Genomic DNA, 14,836 nt, shown 5'->3' with positions numbered 1-14,836 from the left:
GGTCCATCACTGCTCCCAGACGAAGCGCGACAGTACCTCGGCGCCCAGCAGCACGCCGGAGTCGATCGTCAGGCCCAGCTTGCGAGCGCGGGCCAGCGAGATCATCGGGCGGCCCTTCGCGGTGGGCTCGGGCGTGATGGCCGCGGGCGACACCTTGTCCAGCAGGATGCGGCGCGCCATCTTGCCTGCCAGGCGGCCCTGCTCGATGCCCGACACGGTCACCGAGCACAGCGTGCCGCGCTCCACCCGGGTGTCCCAGAAGGAGAAGTCCGGCAACTTGCTGTTGTCCACCGTCCAGCGCGACACCTCCTCGTAGTCGGCGAAGCCGCCGCCCGGCTTGGTGAAGCGGAAGATGCCCAGCGTGCCCAGGGCGTCCACCTTGCCCTGCAGCGCCGTGACCTGGGCCTTGTACTCGTCGAAGGTCCGGGGCTGGAGCCACTGCACGCTGTCGATGTCGTCGCGCTTGGCCAGGTCCTTCAGGATGCGGGCCTTCACGCCGACCCACGTGGGGTCGTCGTCGAGCACGATGGCCAGCTTGAGCTTGCCGCTCTGGGGCTTGACCGAGCGCAGCAGCGCCAGGGTGCCCAGGAAGTGCTCGCGCTCCAGCACGCCGGTGATGTTCTTCGCCTTGTCAAAGCCGTAGTCGGCATGTTCCTTGTTCACCCCGGAGTAGACGAACGGGATGTCCGAGTTCAGGAACTTCACCGCCACCTCGGACTGGGCGTAGTCGTCATTGGTGTAGACCAGGTCCGGCTGCCACTGCTCGATCAGCGTCAGGGCCTCCTTGATGGCCGCCGCGCGTTTGGAGGCCTCCTTGTGCTTGGCGTCCAGCTCGACGACCTTGAAGGTGGCGTCTGCGATGCCCAGGGCCTCCTTGAAGCTGTCGAACTGCTGCTTGTTCCAGACCCAGTCCATGCGGTAGCTCGCCACGTGCAGGATGCGCAGCGGTGCGGCGTGCGCGGGGCGGGCAGCGAGCAGGCCCGCGGCACTCAGGGCCAGCAGGCCACCCTGGCGCAGGAGGAACTGGCGCCGGGATGCGGCGAGGCACTGAGGGTGTGGGGGACGTGGGGGACGTGGGGGACGTGACATGAAACGGCTCCTGACAGGGCGGCGCTGGGAATCCCCAAGGTCATCGGCCGCGAGGTGGCCAAGTTGAGCTGCAGCAAGGTAACCGCCGGGTTAAGTAAGTGAAGGTTGAATCCACGCATCAGAAAACGTGACTTCACCTTAGTTTCATGCGCTCCTACAGTGACCGCATCGATCCACACCGCATCCAGCGCCTTCGCCGTTGCCCCCGGACCCCCCGGACCCCCAGGAGACCAGCCATGGACCAATCGCACCGTTACGCCGACCTCAGCCTGCGCGAGGAGGACCTGATCCGCGGCGGCGGCCACATCCTCGTCGCCTACAAGATGCTGCCCAAGCCGGGCCACGGCTACCTGGAGGCGGCAGCGCACTTTGCCGCCGAGTCCAGCACCGGCACCAACGTCGAGGTCAGCACCACCGACGACTTCACCCGCGGCGTCGACGCGCTCGTCTACCACATCGACGAGGCGCGCGAGGACATGCGCATCGCCTACCCGCTGGACCTGTTCGACCGCAATATCACCGACGGGCGGATGATGATGGTCAGCTTCCTGACGCTGGCGATCGGCAACAACCAGGGCATGGGCGACATCGCGCACGCCAAGATGATCGACTTCTGGGTGCCGCCGCGTGCCATCCAGCTCTTTGACGGCCCCAGCAAGGACATCAGCGACCTGTGGCGCATCCTGGGCCGCCCGGTGAAGGACGGCGGCTACATCGCCGGCACCATCATCAAGCCCAAGCTGGGCCTGCGCCCGGAGCCGTTTGCCCGCGCGGCCTACGAGTTCTGGCTGGGCGGCGACTTCATCAAGAACGACGAGCCGCAGGGCAACCAGGTCTTCGCGCCGATGAAGAAGACCATCCCGCTGGTGGTCGATGCGATGCGCCGGGCCATGGACGAGACCGGCGAGGCCAAGCTCTTCTCGGCCAACATCACCGCCGACGACCACTACGAGATGCTGGCGCGCGGCGAGTTCATCCTCGGCGCCTTTGGCCCGGATGCCGACAAAGTGGCCTTCCTGGTCGACGGCTACGTCGGCGGCCCCGGCATGGTCACCACCGCACGGCGCCACTTCCCGGGGCAGTACCTGCACTACCACCGCGCCGGTCACGGCGCCGTGACCTCGCCCAGCGCCAAGCGCGGCTACAGCGCCTACGTGCTGGCCAAGATGAGCCGGCTGCAGGGTGCCTCCGGCATCCACGTCGGCACCATGGGTTACGGAAAGATGGAGGGCGAGAAGGACGACCGGGCCATCGCCTACATCATCGAGCGCGACAGCTACCAGGGCCCGGTCTACCACCAGGAGTGGTACGGCATGAAGCCGACCACGCCGATCATCTCCGGCGGCATGAACGCGCTGCGCCTGCCCGGCTTCTTCGAGAACCTGGGCCACGGCAACGTCATCAACACCGCCGGTGGCGGCAGCTACGGCCACATCGACAGCCCGGCCGCTGGCGCCAAGAGCCTGCGTCAGGCCTACGAGTGCTGGAAGGCGAAGGCCGACCCGATCGAGTGGGCGAAGGAACACCGCGAGTTCGCCCGCGCCTTCGACAGCTTCCCGAAGGACGCGGACGCGATCTTCCCCGGCTGGCGCGACAAGCTCTCCGGAGTCCATCGATAACCCCCCGTTGCGGCTGACGCCGCTCCCCCCAAGGGGGGCACCGCCAGTGGACCGGCCAAGCCGGATCCACGGCGGTCGCTCTCTGAAAACCCGACTTCGCTGGAGGCATCCTGGATGGACCCGCTGCACGACTGGCGCCTCACCGCCGAGCCGCACTACCGGCCTCAGGGCAACGAGGTGGCGCTGTACGAGGCCGCCTACGCCGCGCGCCTGCCGGTGATGCTCAAGGGGCCGACGGGCTGCGGCAAGTCGCGCTTCGTCGAGTTCATGGCCTGGCGGCTCGGCCGGCCGCTGGTGACGGTGGCCTGCAACGAGGACATGACCGCCGCCGACCTGGTCGGCCGCTTCCTGCTGGAGCCCACCGGCACCCGCTGGCAGGACGGCCCACTGACGCTGGCCGCGCGGCATGGCGGCATCTGCTACCTCGACGAGGTGGTGGAGGCCCGCCAGGACACCACCGTGGTGATCCATGCGCTGACCGACCACCGGCGCTGCCTGCCGCTGGACAAGAAGGGCGAGCTGGTGCGCGCGCACCCGGACTTCCAGCTCGTCATCTCCTACAACCCCGGCTACCAGAGCCTGATGAAGGACCTGAAGCCCTCCACCCGCCAGCGCTTCACCGCCTTCGACTTCGACTATCCCCCGCCCGCGCTGGAGGCCCAGGTGCTGGTGGCCGAGTCCGGCCTGGACGCTGCACTGGCGGCCCGGCTGGTCGAGATCGCCCAGGCCGCGCGGCGGCTGAAGGGTCACGGCCTGGCCGAGGGCATCTCGACGCGGCTGCTGGTCAATGCTGGCCAGCTCATCGCCCATGGCGTCGCCCCGCGCGAGGCCGCCCGCATGGCCATGGTCTGCCCGATCACCGATGACGCCGACATCCGCGAATCGCTCGACCATGCGATCGACGCGGTGCTCGGCTGACGGCCGAGCGTGGGCATGCTCGCCCCCCAGCGCCCCGGCCCGCGCTTCGCGGAGGTCGACGCGATCTTCGATGCCTGCGTCGCCCAGGCGCGCGAGCGGCTGGATGCCGACACCGTGGACGCCTGGCTGGACCTGGCCTTCTGGCTCGGCCGGCTGGGCCGTGGCGCCGAGCCGCAGCGGCAGTGGCTGCTGCACGGCGCCGCGCTGCTGGCCCGACTCGGCCCCGGCCTGCTCGCCCCGCTGCGCGAGGCGCTGGCGGCGCTGCAGAAGACGCCGGACGGCCGCGCCATCGGCGCGCTGCTGGCGGTGCTGCCGGCGCTGCGGCTGTTCACCGTCGCCGACGCTACCGGCTGGCTGGCGCAGGTGCTGGCGCTGCAGCGGGGCAGCAGTGTCGCGATTCACCACCGCGCCATCGACCCGAGCGCGGCGCTGCCGGTCTTCCTGGCTGAGTCGCCCGGCCTGCTGGCCCGCGTTCCGGTGGCCGGCCTGGGCCGCTGGCTGGACGCCGGCCTGCGCCTGCACGGCCATCACCCGGACCGGCTGGCGGAGTTCCTGCGCCGGGAGTCGCCGGACAGCCGGGCGCTGTTCAACCGCGAGCGCCCCGGGCTGGCGCTGGCCGACGCCGAACGGCGGCTGATGCTGACGCTGCGTGCGCTCTGGGCGCTGGACGAGCCGATCCTGCCGCTACCGGAACCGACGACTGATGGCGAGGCCGCCGCGGCATTGCCGTGCCTGGAGGCCGACGGCCTGCACCTGCCCGAGCGGCTGGCGGCCCGCGCCGGCGTGGGCGCCCTGCAGCGCTACCGCCTGATGGCCGCGCACCTGGCCGGGCATCGGCGCTGGAGCCACTCACTCGTGGCCGACAACTGGAGCCCGATGCAGCGCCTGGCAGTGGAAACCGTGGAGGACGCGCGCATCGACGCGCTGCTGCTGCGGCGCTTCCCCGGCCTGGGCGCGGCGATGCGCGCGCTGCACCCGACACCGCCGGCCGATCCCGATGACGCTGCGGATTCACAGCGCCGCGTCAGCACGCTGCGGCTGCGCCTGACGCGGCTGTCCCGCGCCTTGCTCACCAGCGAGTCCGGCGACGACCTTGAGCGGGAATGCGTGGCCCGATTCACCGAATCACTGTCGAGGGGCGAATCCAGTACCAGGGAGATGGCCACGCTGGCGCTGGCCTGGGTGGCGCGCAGCCGCCGGCCCAGCGACCAATTCGCCGAGGTGATCTTCGAGGGCACGCAGGTCGACTGGCGCGACGACAACCGTCACCTCTGGCGCTTCATTGAGGCCGGCGACGAGGAGGACACGCTGGGCGACCAGCCGCCACGCCCCGCCGAGGCCGAGCCGGACGAACTGCCGCCGCGCCTCTACCCCGAGTGGGACGCCGCGGCGCTGGCCTACCGGCCCGATTGGGTGAAGGTCTACGACCGCCTGCAGCCGGCCGGCCGCGCCGCGGACATCGACGCGCTGCTGGCGCGCCACCACGACACCGAGCGTGACCTCAAGCGCCTGCTCGATGCCCTGAAGCCCCAGGACCGTGTGCGCCTGCACCATCAGGAGGAGGGCAGCGAGCTGGACCTGGATCGGGCGATTGCCGCGCTGGGCGACCTGCGCGCTGGCCTGCTGCCCGACACCCGGGTGCAGATGAGCCACCGCACGGACGGCCGCGACATCGCGGTGCTGCTGCTGATGGACCTGTCGGCGTCGGTGAACGACCGGGTCAAGGATCCCGTGCCGGCCGGGGAAGGCGGCGGCGAACCGGGCGCTGAGTCCGGCGAAACCGTGCTCAGCCTGAGCCGCGCCGCGGTGGCGCTGCTGGCCGGGGCGATCGCCACGCTGGGCGACCAGCTCGCCATCGTCGGATTCCACTCCGACACGCGCCAGCGCGTCGACCTGCTGCACGTCAAGGGCTTCAGCGAGGCCTGGGATGAGGCGCCCAAGGCGCGGCTCGCGGGCGTGCAGGGGGCGTTCTCCACCCGCATGGGCGCGGCGCTGCGCCACGCCGGCGAGCTGCTCAGCGGCCGCCGGGCCGACCGCCGCCTGCTGCTCGTGCTCACCGACGGCCGCCCCAGCGACGTGGACGTGGCCGACCCGGAGCACCTCGTCGCCGACGCCGCCCAGGCGGTGCACGAGCTGGACGCGCAGGGCCTGTACACCCACTGCATCAGCCTGGACGCCCAGGCCGACGCCTACGTCGGCCGCATCTTCGGTGCGCGCTGCAGCGTCATCGACCGGGTGGCCCAGCTGCCGCGCCGGCTGCCGGAGATCTTCCTGGGGCTGACGCGCTGAGCGACGCTGGCGCGGTGGTGAAGATCCCTGACCAGTGGGGACATGGCTTCCAATGACCTTTTAAATTGTGTGCAATTGAATTGCCAACAATAATTCAGCCATGGATTCGACACCGACCCCTTCCGCCGCCAGCCCCCTCGATCCGGCGCCCGCCGCGGCTGACGCCGGCTGGCTGGCGCTGGACCGACAGCTCTGCTTCGCGCTGTATTCGGCCTCGCTGTCGATGACCAAGCTCTACAAGCCGCTGCTCGATCCGCTGGGGCTGACCTATCCGCAGTACCTGGTGATGCTGGCGCTCTGGGAGCGTGACGGCGAGACCGTCGGCCAGCTTGGCGCGCGGCTGTTCCTCGACAGCGGTACGTTGACGCCGCTCCTCAAGCGGCTGGAGGCACAGGGCCTGCTGCAGCGCCGGCGCGACGCCGCCGACGAGCGCCGGGTGCTGCTCAGCCTGACTACCGCCGGGCGTGACCTGCGCGAGCGTGCGCAGGCGGTGCCGCGGGCCGTGGCCTGTGCGACGGCTTGCGAGCTCGACGAGATCATCGACCTGACCCAGCGACTGCAGAACCTGCGGCGCCGGCTGGTCGACGCGCAGGAAGGGCCTGCGCCCGCAGCGGACTCGCCTCCCGACCCGGCGGGTTGACGGCGCGCCGCCTGCCTTCTTTCTTTCCTCACCCACCCACGAACGGAGCATCCCATGGCCATCGACCAAGCCCTCTACACCGCCCACGCCACCGCCACCGGAGGCCGCGCCGGCACCGCCAAGTCCGACGACGGTGCGCTGGATGTCGCCCTGTCCACCCCCCGCCAGCTCGGCGGCGCGGGCGGCGCCGGCACCAACCCGGAGCAGCTCTTTGCCGCCGGTTACGCGGCCTGCTTCATCGGCGCGATGAAGGCCGTGGCCGCGCGCCAGAAGCTGGCGCTGCCGGCTGAAGTCAGCATCGCCTCGTCGGTGGGGATCGGCCCGATGACCGGCAAGCCGGGCGCCTTCGGCATCGCCGTGGCGATGCAAATCAGCGTGCCGGGCATGGAGCGCGCCGCGCTGGAGGCCCTGGTGGCCGCCGCGCACGAGGTCTGCCCCTACTCCAACGCCACGCGCGGCAACATCGACGTGACGCTGACGGTGGCCTGATCCTGCCGGCCTGGCCAACTGCCGGCTTGACCGCCTGACCGCCTGGAAGTCCACCTGCAGCACCTGCGGTGGCAGGGCGGCTGGCGCTCGCCCTTCAAGGGGCCGTAGGCCGGGCGCGCTCAGCCGCTGACCAGCAGGCGCTTCACCGCGTCCACGTCGGGCATGCCGCCCAGCGCGCCGGCGCCGGTGACCGACAGCGCCGCCGCCGCGTTGGCCTGCCGCAGCGCTTCCTGCATTGGCTCGCCGCGCGCGAGCGCCGCGGCCAGCGCGCCGGTGAAGGTGTCGCCTGCGCCGATGGTGTCGCTGACCGGGACCCGGTGGCCGCTGCCGTGCACCGGAGCGCGGCCGGGCTCGAACAGCGTCCAGCCCGCCGCACCGCGGGTGACGACGATCGCGCCCGCGCCGGCCGCCTGCAGGCGCTGCGCGGCGAGGGCCGGGTCGCCCCCGGCCGGCTCGTCCGCCAGCGCGCGCAACTCGGTTTCGTTGGGCGTCAGCAGGTCGGTCAGCGCGATCAGCTCGGCCGGCAGCGGCTGGGCCGGGGCCGGCGCCGGGTTGAGCAGCGTGGTCACGCCCGCGGCGCGCGCCAGGCGGAAGGCCGCGAGCGTCGCCGCCAGCGGCACTTCGCAGCTGGTGACCACCACCCGGGCGCCGCGCAGCAGGTCCGCCGCGGCGTCGACATGGGCCGGACCCAGCCCGGCGTTGGCGCCGGAGGCCACGGCGATGCTGTTGTCGCCGTCGTCGTAGACGAGGATCTGCGCGACGCCGCTGGGCTCGCCGGTCACCACCTCGACGGCGCGGCGGTCGATGCCCTCGGCGTCCCAGAGCGCCAGCGCCATGCGGCCGAAGTCGTCCGCGCCGATGCGAGCCAGCAGCGCGGTGCGCGCGCCCTGGCGGGCGCAGGCGATCGCGGCGTTGGAACCCTTGCCGCCGGGGGCGACGCGGAAGTCGCGGCCCATCACCGTCTCGCCGCGCTGCAGCGGCCGCGCGACGCGGCAGATCAGGTCGGCGTTCCAGCTCGCCAGGCAGACCACCTCGGCCCTGCAGTCGCTCATCACTTGCCTCCGTAGCCCATCGTCTGCGGCAGCCACAGCACGATCTGCGGGAAGAAGGTCATCGCCAGCAGCAGCACCAGCAGCATGACGATGAAGGGCCAGCCCTCCTTCATCATCTCGCCGATCGGGACGCCGGTGAGCGCCTTGGTGACGAACAGCAGCATGCCAAACGGCGGGTGGATCAGGCCGATCATCATGTTGAGCACCACCAGCACGCCGAAGTGCACCAGGTCGATGCCCAGCGCCTTGACCGCCGGCAGCAGCATCGGCACGAACACCAACAGCAGCACGCTCACGTCGAGGAAGCAGCCCAGCAGCAGGAACATGACGTTGACCAGCAGCAGGAACTGCGTCGGGCCCAGGTGCAGTGCGTCGACCCACTGCGCCATCGCCTGCGGCACGCCCTCGGCGGTGAAGGCGTAGTTGAGCAGGAAGCTGCCGGCCAGGATCAGCGTGATCACCGCACTGGAGCGCACCGACTCCAGCACCACGGCGTAGAAGCGGCGCCAGTCCAGCGCGCGGTAGACCAGCGTCGAGAGGATCAGCGCATGTGCGGCGGCCACCGCCGCCGCCTCGGTGGGCGTGAAGGCGCCCGAGTAGATGCCGCCCAGCAGCACGATGGGCATGGACAGCGGCAGCGCGCCTCGCCACAGCACCTGCGGCCACTCGGCCAGAGGCACCGGCGCCTCGCGCGGCATGTGGCGGCGCCGGGCGATGACCCCCACCACCGCCATCATCGACAGCGCCATCAGCGCGCCCGGCAGCACGCCGCCGAGGAAGAGCGCGCCCACCGAGGCGCCGGAGACCAGGCCGTAGATCACCATCGGGATCGAGGGCGGGATGATCGGCCCCAACGTGGCACTGGCCACCACCACCGCGCCGGCGAAGCCGCGGGAGTACTCGGGCTTCTTCAGCATCTGGCGGATCGTCACCAGCCCGGGGCCGGCGGCGTCCGCAATGGCGCTGCCGCTCATGCCCGAGAAGATCACGCTGACGAGGATGTCCACCTGCGCCAGCCCGCCGCGCAGCCGGCCGACCAGGATGCGGCAGAAGTCGAACAGGCGCTCGCTCACCGTGCCGGCGTTCATCAGGTTGGCGGCGAAGACGAACATCGGCACGGCCAGCAGCACGTAGCTGTTGTACAGGCCGTTGCCGATCTGCTCGGCCGCCAGCCCCAGGTCCTGCTGCTTGGCCACCAGGTAGGCGATGCCCGAGGCGATCATCGAGAAGCCGATGGGCAGGCGCATCAGCAGGCCGGCGAGCAAGACGCCGATCAGGGCGAGCAGGGAGGAACTCATGACGTGGGCACCCCGGCGTCTTCCAGGTCCAGTCCGCGCAGGGCGCGCCCGATGTTGCGCAGGGCGCGGATCACCAGGGCGATCAGCAGCGCCACGAAGGGCAGGAACACCCACATGAACGGGATGCCCAGCACGGGGGTGCCCTCGCGGTTCATGAAGTGCACATAGTCCCAGCAGGCCGGCAGCGCCCAGGCGGCCAGCCCGCCGATCATGAGGTTGCCGGCGATGCGCATGAACTGCCGCGCCCGCCCGCCCACCGCGTTCCACACCAGGTCGAACATCACGTGCTCGCGCTCCGGCACGATGGCCGCTGCGGCCCAGAGGATCACCCAGACGTAGAGGCACACCGCCAGCTCGTCGGTCCAGGGCAGCGGCCGGTTGAAGCCGAAGCGCGCCACGATCTGCACCATGAAGACGGCGAAGAGCGCCAGGAAGAGGCCGGCGCCCAGCGCGTCGGCCGCCGCCTTGAGTCGCCGCAGCATTTACCGGGTGTTGTTGATGCGCTCGAGCAGGCCCTTCGGCCAGGCCTTGGCGATGTCGCTGCTTGCGTAGGCCGCCTGCACGTGCTTGCGGAAGGCCTCGACGTCCGGCGTCGTCACCGTCAGCCCCTGGCTCTTGAAGAAGTCGACGATCTGCGCCTCCTCCTTCATGCGGTTCTCGTTGTTGAAGGCCGCGGCCGCGGCCGCGGCGGCGCTCACCTTCTGCTGCTGCGCCGGGCTCATCGCCTTCCATGCCTTGTCGGAGATGGCGATGAAGATGCCGTCCACCAGGTGGTTGGTGAGCACCAACTGCTTGGTGACCTCGTAGAACTTGGCGGCGCGTACGGTGGGCAGCGGGTTGTCCTGGCCGTCGATGGTGCCGGTCTTCAGGCCCATGTAGACCTCGCCGAAGGCCAGCGGCGTGGCGGTGGCCCCGAGTGCCTCACCCAGGAACAGCCACTCCTTGCTGCCGGGCATGCGCAGCTTGACGCCCTTGAGGTCGGCCGGTGTCTTGACCGGTTTCACGTCGCGCAGGTTGACCTGCCGGGTGCCGAGGTAGATGGGGGTGAGCAGCGTCACGTCCATCTTGTCGGTGGCGAGCTTGAACATCTCCGTGCCGATCGGGCCGGCGAAGACCTTCTGCTGGTGCGCCGGGTCGCGGATCACGTAGCCGGCGGTGAAGATGCTGAACTCCGGCACCTGCTTGGCGATGTCGAAGGCCGAGATCGAGCTCAGCTCCAGGTTGCCGCGCGCCATCGCCGCCGGCTCGGTGCCCTGCTTGAACAGTGTGGCGTTCAGGTTGATCTGCACGTCGAACTCGCCCGGAGCGGACTTGTCGAGCGCGTCCTTGAACACCGTCCACATCCTGCCGTGCCAGTCGTCCGGCACCGCGGGGGTGGAGATGCGCAGCAGCGTCTTGGTCTGGGCCTGCACGGCGGTCGGTAGCCAGGCGGCCGCGGTGGCCACGCCGGCGCAGGCGGCGGCGAGCAGGGCGCGGCGCAGTGGCGCGGAGGCAATGCGTGTCGTCATCAGAGGTCTCCTTCGTGTTGTGGGGAAAGCGGGGGTCAGTCGCGATCCGGGTCGATGCCGATGGCGCGCCAGCCGCGCTCGAACTCGGGCAGCAGGCCCGGGCCGATCGCCAGCAGCGGCGCGCGCACGCGCAGCCAGCCCGGCTCGCCGGACTTCAGCGCCATGATGGCCTTGAGCGCCGGGCCGAGCGCGTAGCCGCCCAGCCAGGCCAGCAGCTGCTGCACGCGTTCGAGATCGCGCACAGCGGCGGCCGAATCGGGTTCGGCCACCAGCCGCTGCACCAGCCGCGGCATGAAGTTGGCCAGCCCGCTCACCGCCCCGCGGCTGCCCAGCCGCGCCAGCGTCGGCAGATCCGGCTCGTTGCCCACATGGACGCCCAGCGGCCCGGCCGGCGGCATGAAGGCCGCGGCGAAGGCCAGCGAGTCCTCCAGCTTGCAGCCGCTGTCCTTGATGGCGACGATCGTCTGCGGGTAGCGCGCCAGCAAGGCGCGCACCACGCCCTGCGTCAGCGGCACGCCGCCCACCTGCGGCAGGTGGTAGACCACCAGCCGCAGCCGCGCATCGGCCACGCGGTCGATGACCTGCGAGAACGCATCCACCACGCCCTGCTCGGGCACGCCCTTCAGGAAGAATGGCGGCATCATCAGGCAGCCCCAGGCGCCGGCTTCGACCGCATGGCGCGTGAGGGCGACGACATCGGGCAGCGCCGCACAGCTGGTGGACACCAGCACCCGCGATGCCGGCACGCCACCCGCGAGCAGCGCGTCCACCCCCGCGATGCGCTCGGCCACCGAGAACGACGGCCCCTCGCCCGTGGTGCCAAAGGGCGTCACGCCCGCGCAGCCCGCGTCCAGCAACTGTCGCGCATGGGACGCGAAGCGGGGGCCGTCGATGTCCAGCCGTTCGTCCAGCGGGGTGAGCAGCGCGGGCCAGATGCCGTTCAGGCCAGGAGATGGAAATGAACTCACGCAGCGCTCCGAGGTGGGTCGTATCGGAAGCGGATGTTAGGTGCCCACAATACCTCGGCCGCAGGAACTTTCTCGGGCAGCGGCGCCTGCGACTCAGCAATTCGGGTCAACCGTGGGTGAAGCGCAGCGCGGGAGCCACGCCCCGGAATGCATGGGGCTTCTACGTGGTGCAATCCAATCCATTTAGTCCACCGAGGTCTTTCTTCAGGCGTCGGAGAGCGCCAATAATGTCCGTACATTCCCTATGTGTGCTGTGGTTTTAATCTCAGTAAAAATAATCCCCCACCTCCGAAACTCTGAAGGAGAGGGGTTCATGTTCATTTCGTTCTATCTTGCCGTATTTCATCCCACTATTATAAGATAGTTTCTTGAGTTTTGCATTAAACGCGGGGTCTATGTCCTTAGTAGTCTTTAAGTATACGCCCGATCGATTGGCGTTGTATCCGACGATTGACATGACTCCTTCCCACTCGATGTTACACCCGATATAGATGTGAGTGAGGTCGGGCAGAGAGTCTGGTTTTGGGATATGGAAGTTTCTAGCGTTCCATACTCCAATTCTGCGGACTGATTCTGGCGGGTGTGCGATTACTGTATTTGCTCCGCCAACTGAAACGTCTATCGAAATTAATGATTTAAATCCCTGGAGGTTTAGGCTCCATTTCGCGGGATATTGGGAGAGCAAAGCAATCTTGCGTAGTGCGTTTCCTGGTGGCGGGCTCGACAAGAAACCGGTTGGTGATCGAATAACGACCAACTCCTTCAGGTGGGTGAGTGAAATTCTTGCTGCATTCGACTCGGTTGAGTCCCCGAGATCAAATAGAACCAATTTTTCTATTGACTTACACTGCGAAAGAATGCTGAGATCTAGTACATTGTTTGATGTGAATGGCGCATTGTTGGTGCCTGATAATATGAGGGTTCTTAGGTCCTGCAACTCGTCAAGTCCAATCAGTTGGTCGCAGTTGTCTAAGAAGATGCCGAGGGATTGCAACTTGCAGGATCTCGCTAGTGCCGACAGAGTACCCTCCTGTAACCGGCCGACGCGCAAATGCGCCAACTCCTTGAGTGTCGATATTCTCTCTGCATCAAACCGATTGAATAGCTTGATTGATTGACCTTGCAGGGAATTGTGTCGAATTGGAATTAGCGATGATGTACCGCTTATGCTGTTGCTGCTTTTCTGGATCGGCTTTTGTATTTTGTCTGTTGAAAACCGGAGATCTAATTTCTTGTGTCTCCTGTAATCCTCAATCAGCATAATCAGCTCTTGCTCATTAGAAGGAATGGTGTCGAACCCATTCAGTATGGCAGAAAAATAAATTAGCTCTGATCTTTCATTTGTATCGTTGATTTGCAGGAAGGAAAGGAAGTATCCATTTTTTAAGATTCTTTCATAGTATTCTTGTTGATCAAAAATTGGTGCTGCAGAAAGTAGCTCTGAATATACCTTGGACGATTGGAACTTTGCGTATCCTTCTAATATGCGAAACATCTTTCTGTCGCCCGATAGTCTTGCACATCGGACGCACGCTGCGGCAATATTTTCTGTGTAATCTGGCCTGAAGGACAGCAAATCCGGGTTGAGCGTCGCGGCTGATGAAAGTGTTTTTGCTTGTTCTGAGTCAGTCGGAGGGAAAAGGCTGGATAATAGTGCTTCGAGCGGCTCAAGTAATTCTTTTTTGAGGTTGGTGCCCGCAGTCTCTAGGCAGCATGCAATGGTCGCTTTGGCTTCCAATGTGTGAGAGCCGATTAGAAAAGGTCTTCGAAGAAGTTGCTTTATAAACTCATCGCGACCTGCTAGTCGAGAGTGGCCGGCAGCGAAAACTATTGTTTCCCGCCAACTTTCTTCTTAGGACTTACGCAGGGTCACTTCAGCTAGCGCAATGATTCGCCATTTCGACTCAATATGTCAGATGGGTGCCATGCGAATGGTTGGTGACCGAAGTTCCTTCTTGAGGAATTCCGAGAGGATTCCCTTCTTCAGGCTGTAGATGTTTGTCTTCAGCGCTTTGGCCGTCTCGCAGAGGTGGACCCAGGCCAATATCGCGCAGGCGATGTGATTCTTCTGTGACCGGGCCATTCTGCACTGACATTTTTCGATGCCAAGAACCTGCTTGATCTCCCTGTGGTACTGCTCAATCTTCCAGCGCACGGCACACATCTCATGCGTATCGTCCGTCGAATCTTGAGATAGGTCGTTTGTCACAACCCAGTCCGTGCGATTGGTATCAACCACAACCCGGAACAGTTTCAGCTTGATGTCACTGGGAAACTTGAACAGTTTGACGTGTTTGCCATGCACATGTTCTTGGGCACTCCACTGCAGCGTACTGACCGCCTTGTAGGGCTGCTGGCCTTGGCTGTCGTCAACCTTGCGATTGCTCTTGAGCGGGCAGTAGAAGTGCTTGCCCGCCCGGTGGATGTGCTTCATCAGATCCATGGTGGCGTACCAGGAGTCCATCAGCACGGTGCGAAAGGGCAGCTTCTTGTGCGCCATGGCATTGTCGAACATCTCCTGGACATGATCCAGCTTGGACTTGCCGTCTTCGTCAGGCGCATAGATGCGCCAGTCGATGATCCAGTAGTGGCCGGTCTTGATGTTCACGTACAGGCAGTTGACCACCCCAATGCCCTTGATCAGGCCGTGGGCGTTGCCGCTGTACTGTTTGCGCACCAGCTCGATTTTGTGCGAGTGGTTCTTGTCCAGAACGCTGTCATCGAAAACCAGGCAGGCATCGTCGTCAAATTCGATGTTTCGTCGGGCCAGATTCCAGACATCGGCCGGGCTGATATTGGCAGCCTGCAAGTAGCGATTTATGGCGTCATGAGAAAACCTCTGATGGTGATCCGCAAAATAGGTCTGCGTGTAGTTGATTTGTGTGGATATCAGAAATTGGCAGTAGTCTCGGCTCGTGGGTTTCATGGTGAATATATTATCACAAATACCACGAAATCGGCGCCGA

13 protein-coding genes are annotated in these 14,836 nt (G+C 66.6%); 5 read left to right on the top strand and 8 right to left on the bottom strand.

Translation table 11 applies throughout. The annotated features are described in order from the left end of the window. Nucleotides 1-6: 6 nt before the first annotated feature. Nucleotides 7-1,089 carry an ABC transporter substrate-binding protein gene (locus NGK70_RS24290; protein WP_251971012.1) on the bottom strand — a complete coding sequence of 361 codons (1,083 nt, stop codon included), beginning with the start codon at nucleotides 1,087-1,089 and terminating at the stop codon, nucleotides 7-9. 236 nt (nucleotides 1,090-1,325) lie between these two features. Between NGK70_RS24290 and NGK70_RS24285 the strand changes: the two genes are divergently transcribed. The 5 genes from NGK70_RS24285 (at nucleotide 1,326) to NGK70_RS24265 (ending at nucleotide 7,044) form a co-directional block, all read left to right on the top strand. Beyond that, entirely contained in the window at nucleotides 1,326-2,708 is a 1,383-nt protein-coding gene (locus tag NGK70_RS24285) for a ribulose-bisphosphate carboxylase (RefSeq protein WP_251971011.1), read from the top strand. A gap of 114 nt (nucleotides 2,709-2,822) precedes the next feature. Further along, nucleotides 2,823-3,626 (top strand): CbbQ/NirQ/NorQ/GpvN family protein, encoded by an 804-nt coding sequence (locus NGK70_RS24280; RefSeq protein ID WP_251971010.1) that lies wholly within the window; start codon nucleotides 2,823-2,825, stop codon nucleotides 3,624-3,626. A gap of 15 nt (nucleotides 3,627-3,641) precedes the next feature. Beyond that, entirely contained in the window at nucleotides 3,642-5,915 is a 2,274-nt protein-coding gene (locus NGK70_RS24275) for a hypothetical protein (protein WP_251971009.1), read from the top strand. A gap of 100 nt (nucleotides 5,916-6,015) precedes the next feature. After that, on the top strand, nucleotides 6,016-6,555 hold the full coding sequence (locus NGK70_RS24270; protein ID WP_251971008.1) for a MarR family winged helix-turn-helix transcriptional regulator: 540 nt from the start codon (nucleotides 6,016-6,018) through the stop codon (nucleotides 6,553-6,555). A 54-nt stretch (nucleotides 6,556-6,609) separates the two neighbouring features. Beyond that, on the top strand, nucleotides 6,610-7,044 hold the full coding sequence (locus NGK70_RS24265) for an organic hydroperoxide resistance protein (RefSeq protein ID WP_251971007.1): 435 nt from the start codon (nucleotides 6,610-6,612) through the stop codon (nucleotides 7,042-7,044). 119 nt (nucleotides 7,045-7,163) lie between these two features. Here the strand turns inward: NGK70_RS24265 and NGK70_RS24260 are convergent, their stop codons facing one another. The 7 genes from NGK70_RS24260 to NGK70_RS24230 form a co-directional block, all read right to left on the bottom strand. Further along, nucleotides 7,164-8,096, bottom strand: coding sequence for a ribokinase (locus tag NGK70_RS24260; protein ID WP_251971006.1), 933 nt, complete (start codon nucleotides 8,094-8,096; stop codon nucleotides 7,164-7,166). Next, the gene (locus NGK70_RS24255; RefSeq protein ID WP_251971005.1) at nucleotides 8,096-9,394 is read right to left on the bottom strand and encodes a TRAP transporter large permease; all 1,299 of its coding nucleotides are present in this window, start codon (nucleotides 9,392-9,394) and stop codon (nucleotides 8,096-8,098) included. Before NGK70_RS24255 ends, NGK70_RS24260 begins: the two co-directional genes overlap by 1 nt. Then, the gene (locus NGK70_RS24250; RefSeq protein ID WP_251971004.1) at nucleotides 9,391-9,876 is read right to left on the bottom strand and encodes a TRAP transporter small permease; all 486 of its coding nucleotides are present in this window, start codon (nucleotides 9,874-9,876) and stop codon (nucleotides 9,391-9,393) included. The genes NGK70_RS24255 and NGK70_RS24250 overlap by 4 nt, the downstream gene beginning before the upstream one ends. Beyond that, complete coding sequence (locus NGK70_RS24245) at nucleotides 9,877-10,902, bottom strand: sialic acid TRAP transporter substrate-binding protein SiaP (RefSeq protein ID WP_251971003.1); 1,026 nt, start codon at nucleotides 10,900-10,902, stop codon at nucleotides 9,877-9,879. 35 nt (nucleotides 10,903-10,937) lie between these two features. Next, nucleotides 10,938-11,870: a dihydrodipicolinate synthase family protein gene (locus tag NGK70_RS24240; RefSeq protein WP_251971002.1), complete on the bottom strand. Its 933-nt coding sequence runs from the start codon at nucleotides 11,868-11,870 to the stop codon at nucleotides 10,938-10,940. A gap of 265 nt (nucleotides 11,871-12,135) precedes the next feature. Next, nucleotides 12,136-13,608, bottom strand: coding sequence for a hypothetical protein (locus tag NGK70_RS24235; RefSeq protein WP_251971001.1), 1,473 nt, complete (start codon nucleotides 13,606-13,608; stop codon nucleotides 12,136-12,138). 174 nt (nucleotides 13,609-13,782) lie between these two features. Continuing rightward, nucleotides 13,783-14,796, bottom strand: coding sequence for an IS701 family transposase (locus NGK70_RS24230; RefSeq protein WP_251969112.1), 1,014 nt, complete (start codon nucleotides 14,794-14,796; stop codon nucleotides 13,783-13,785). Nucleotides 14,797-14,836: the final 40 nt, after the last annotated feature.

This window comes from Sphaerotilus microaerophilus, assembly GCF_023734135.1.
Classification (GTDB): Bacteria; Pseudomonadota; Gammaproteobacteria; order Burkholderiales; family Burkholderiaceae_C; genus Sphaerotilus; species Sphaerotilus microaerophilus.
Note: the sequence above shows the minus strand (reverse complement) of the source record. Positions and strands in the feature narration are given on the sequence as shown.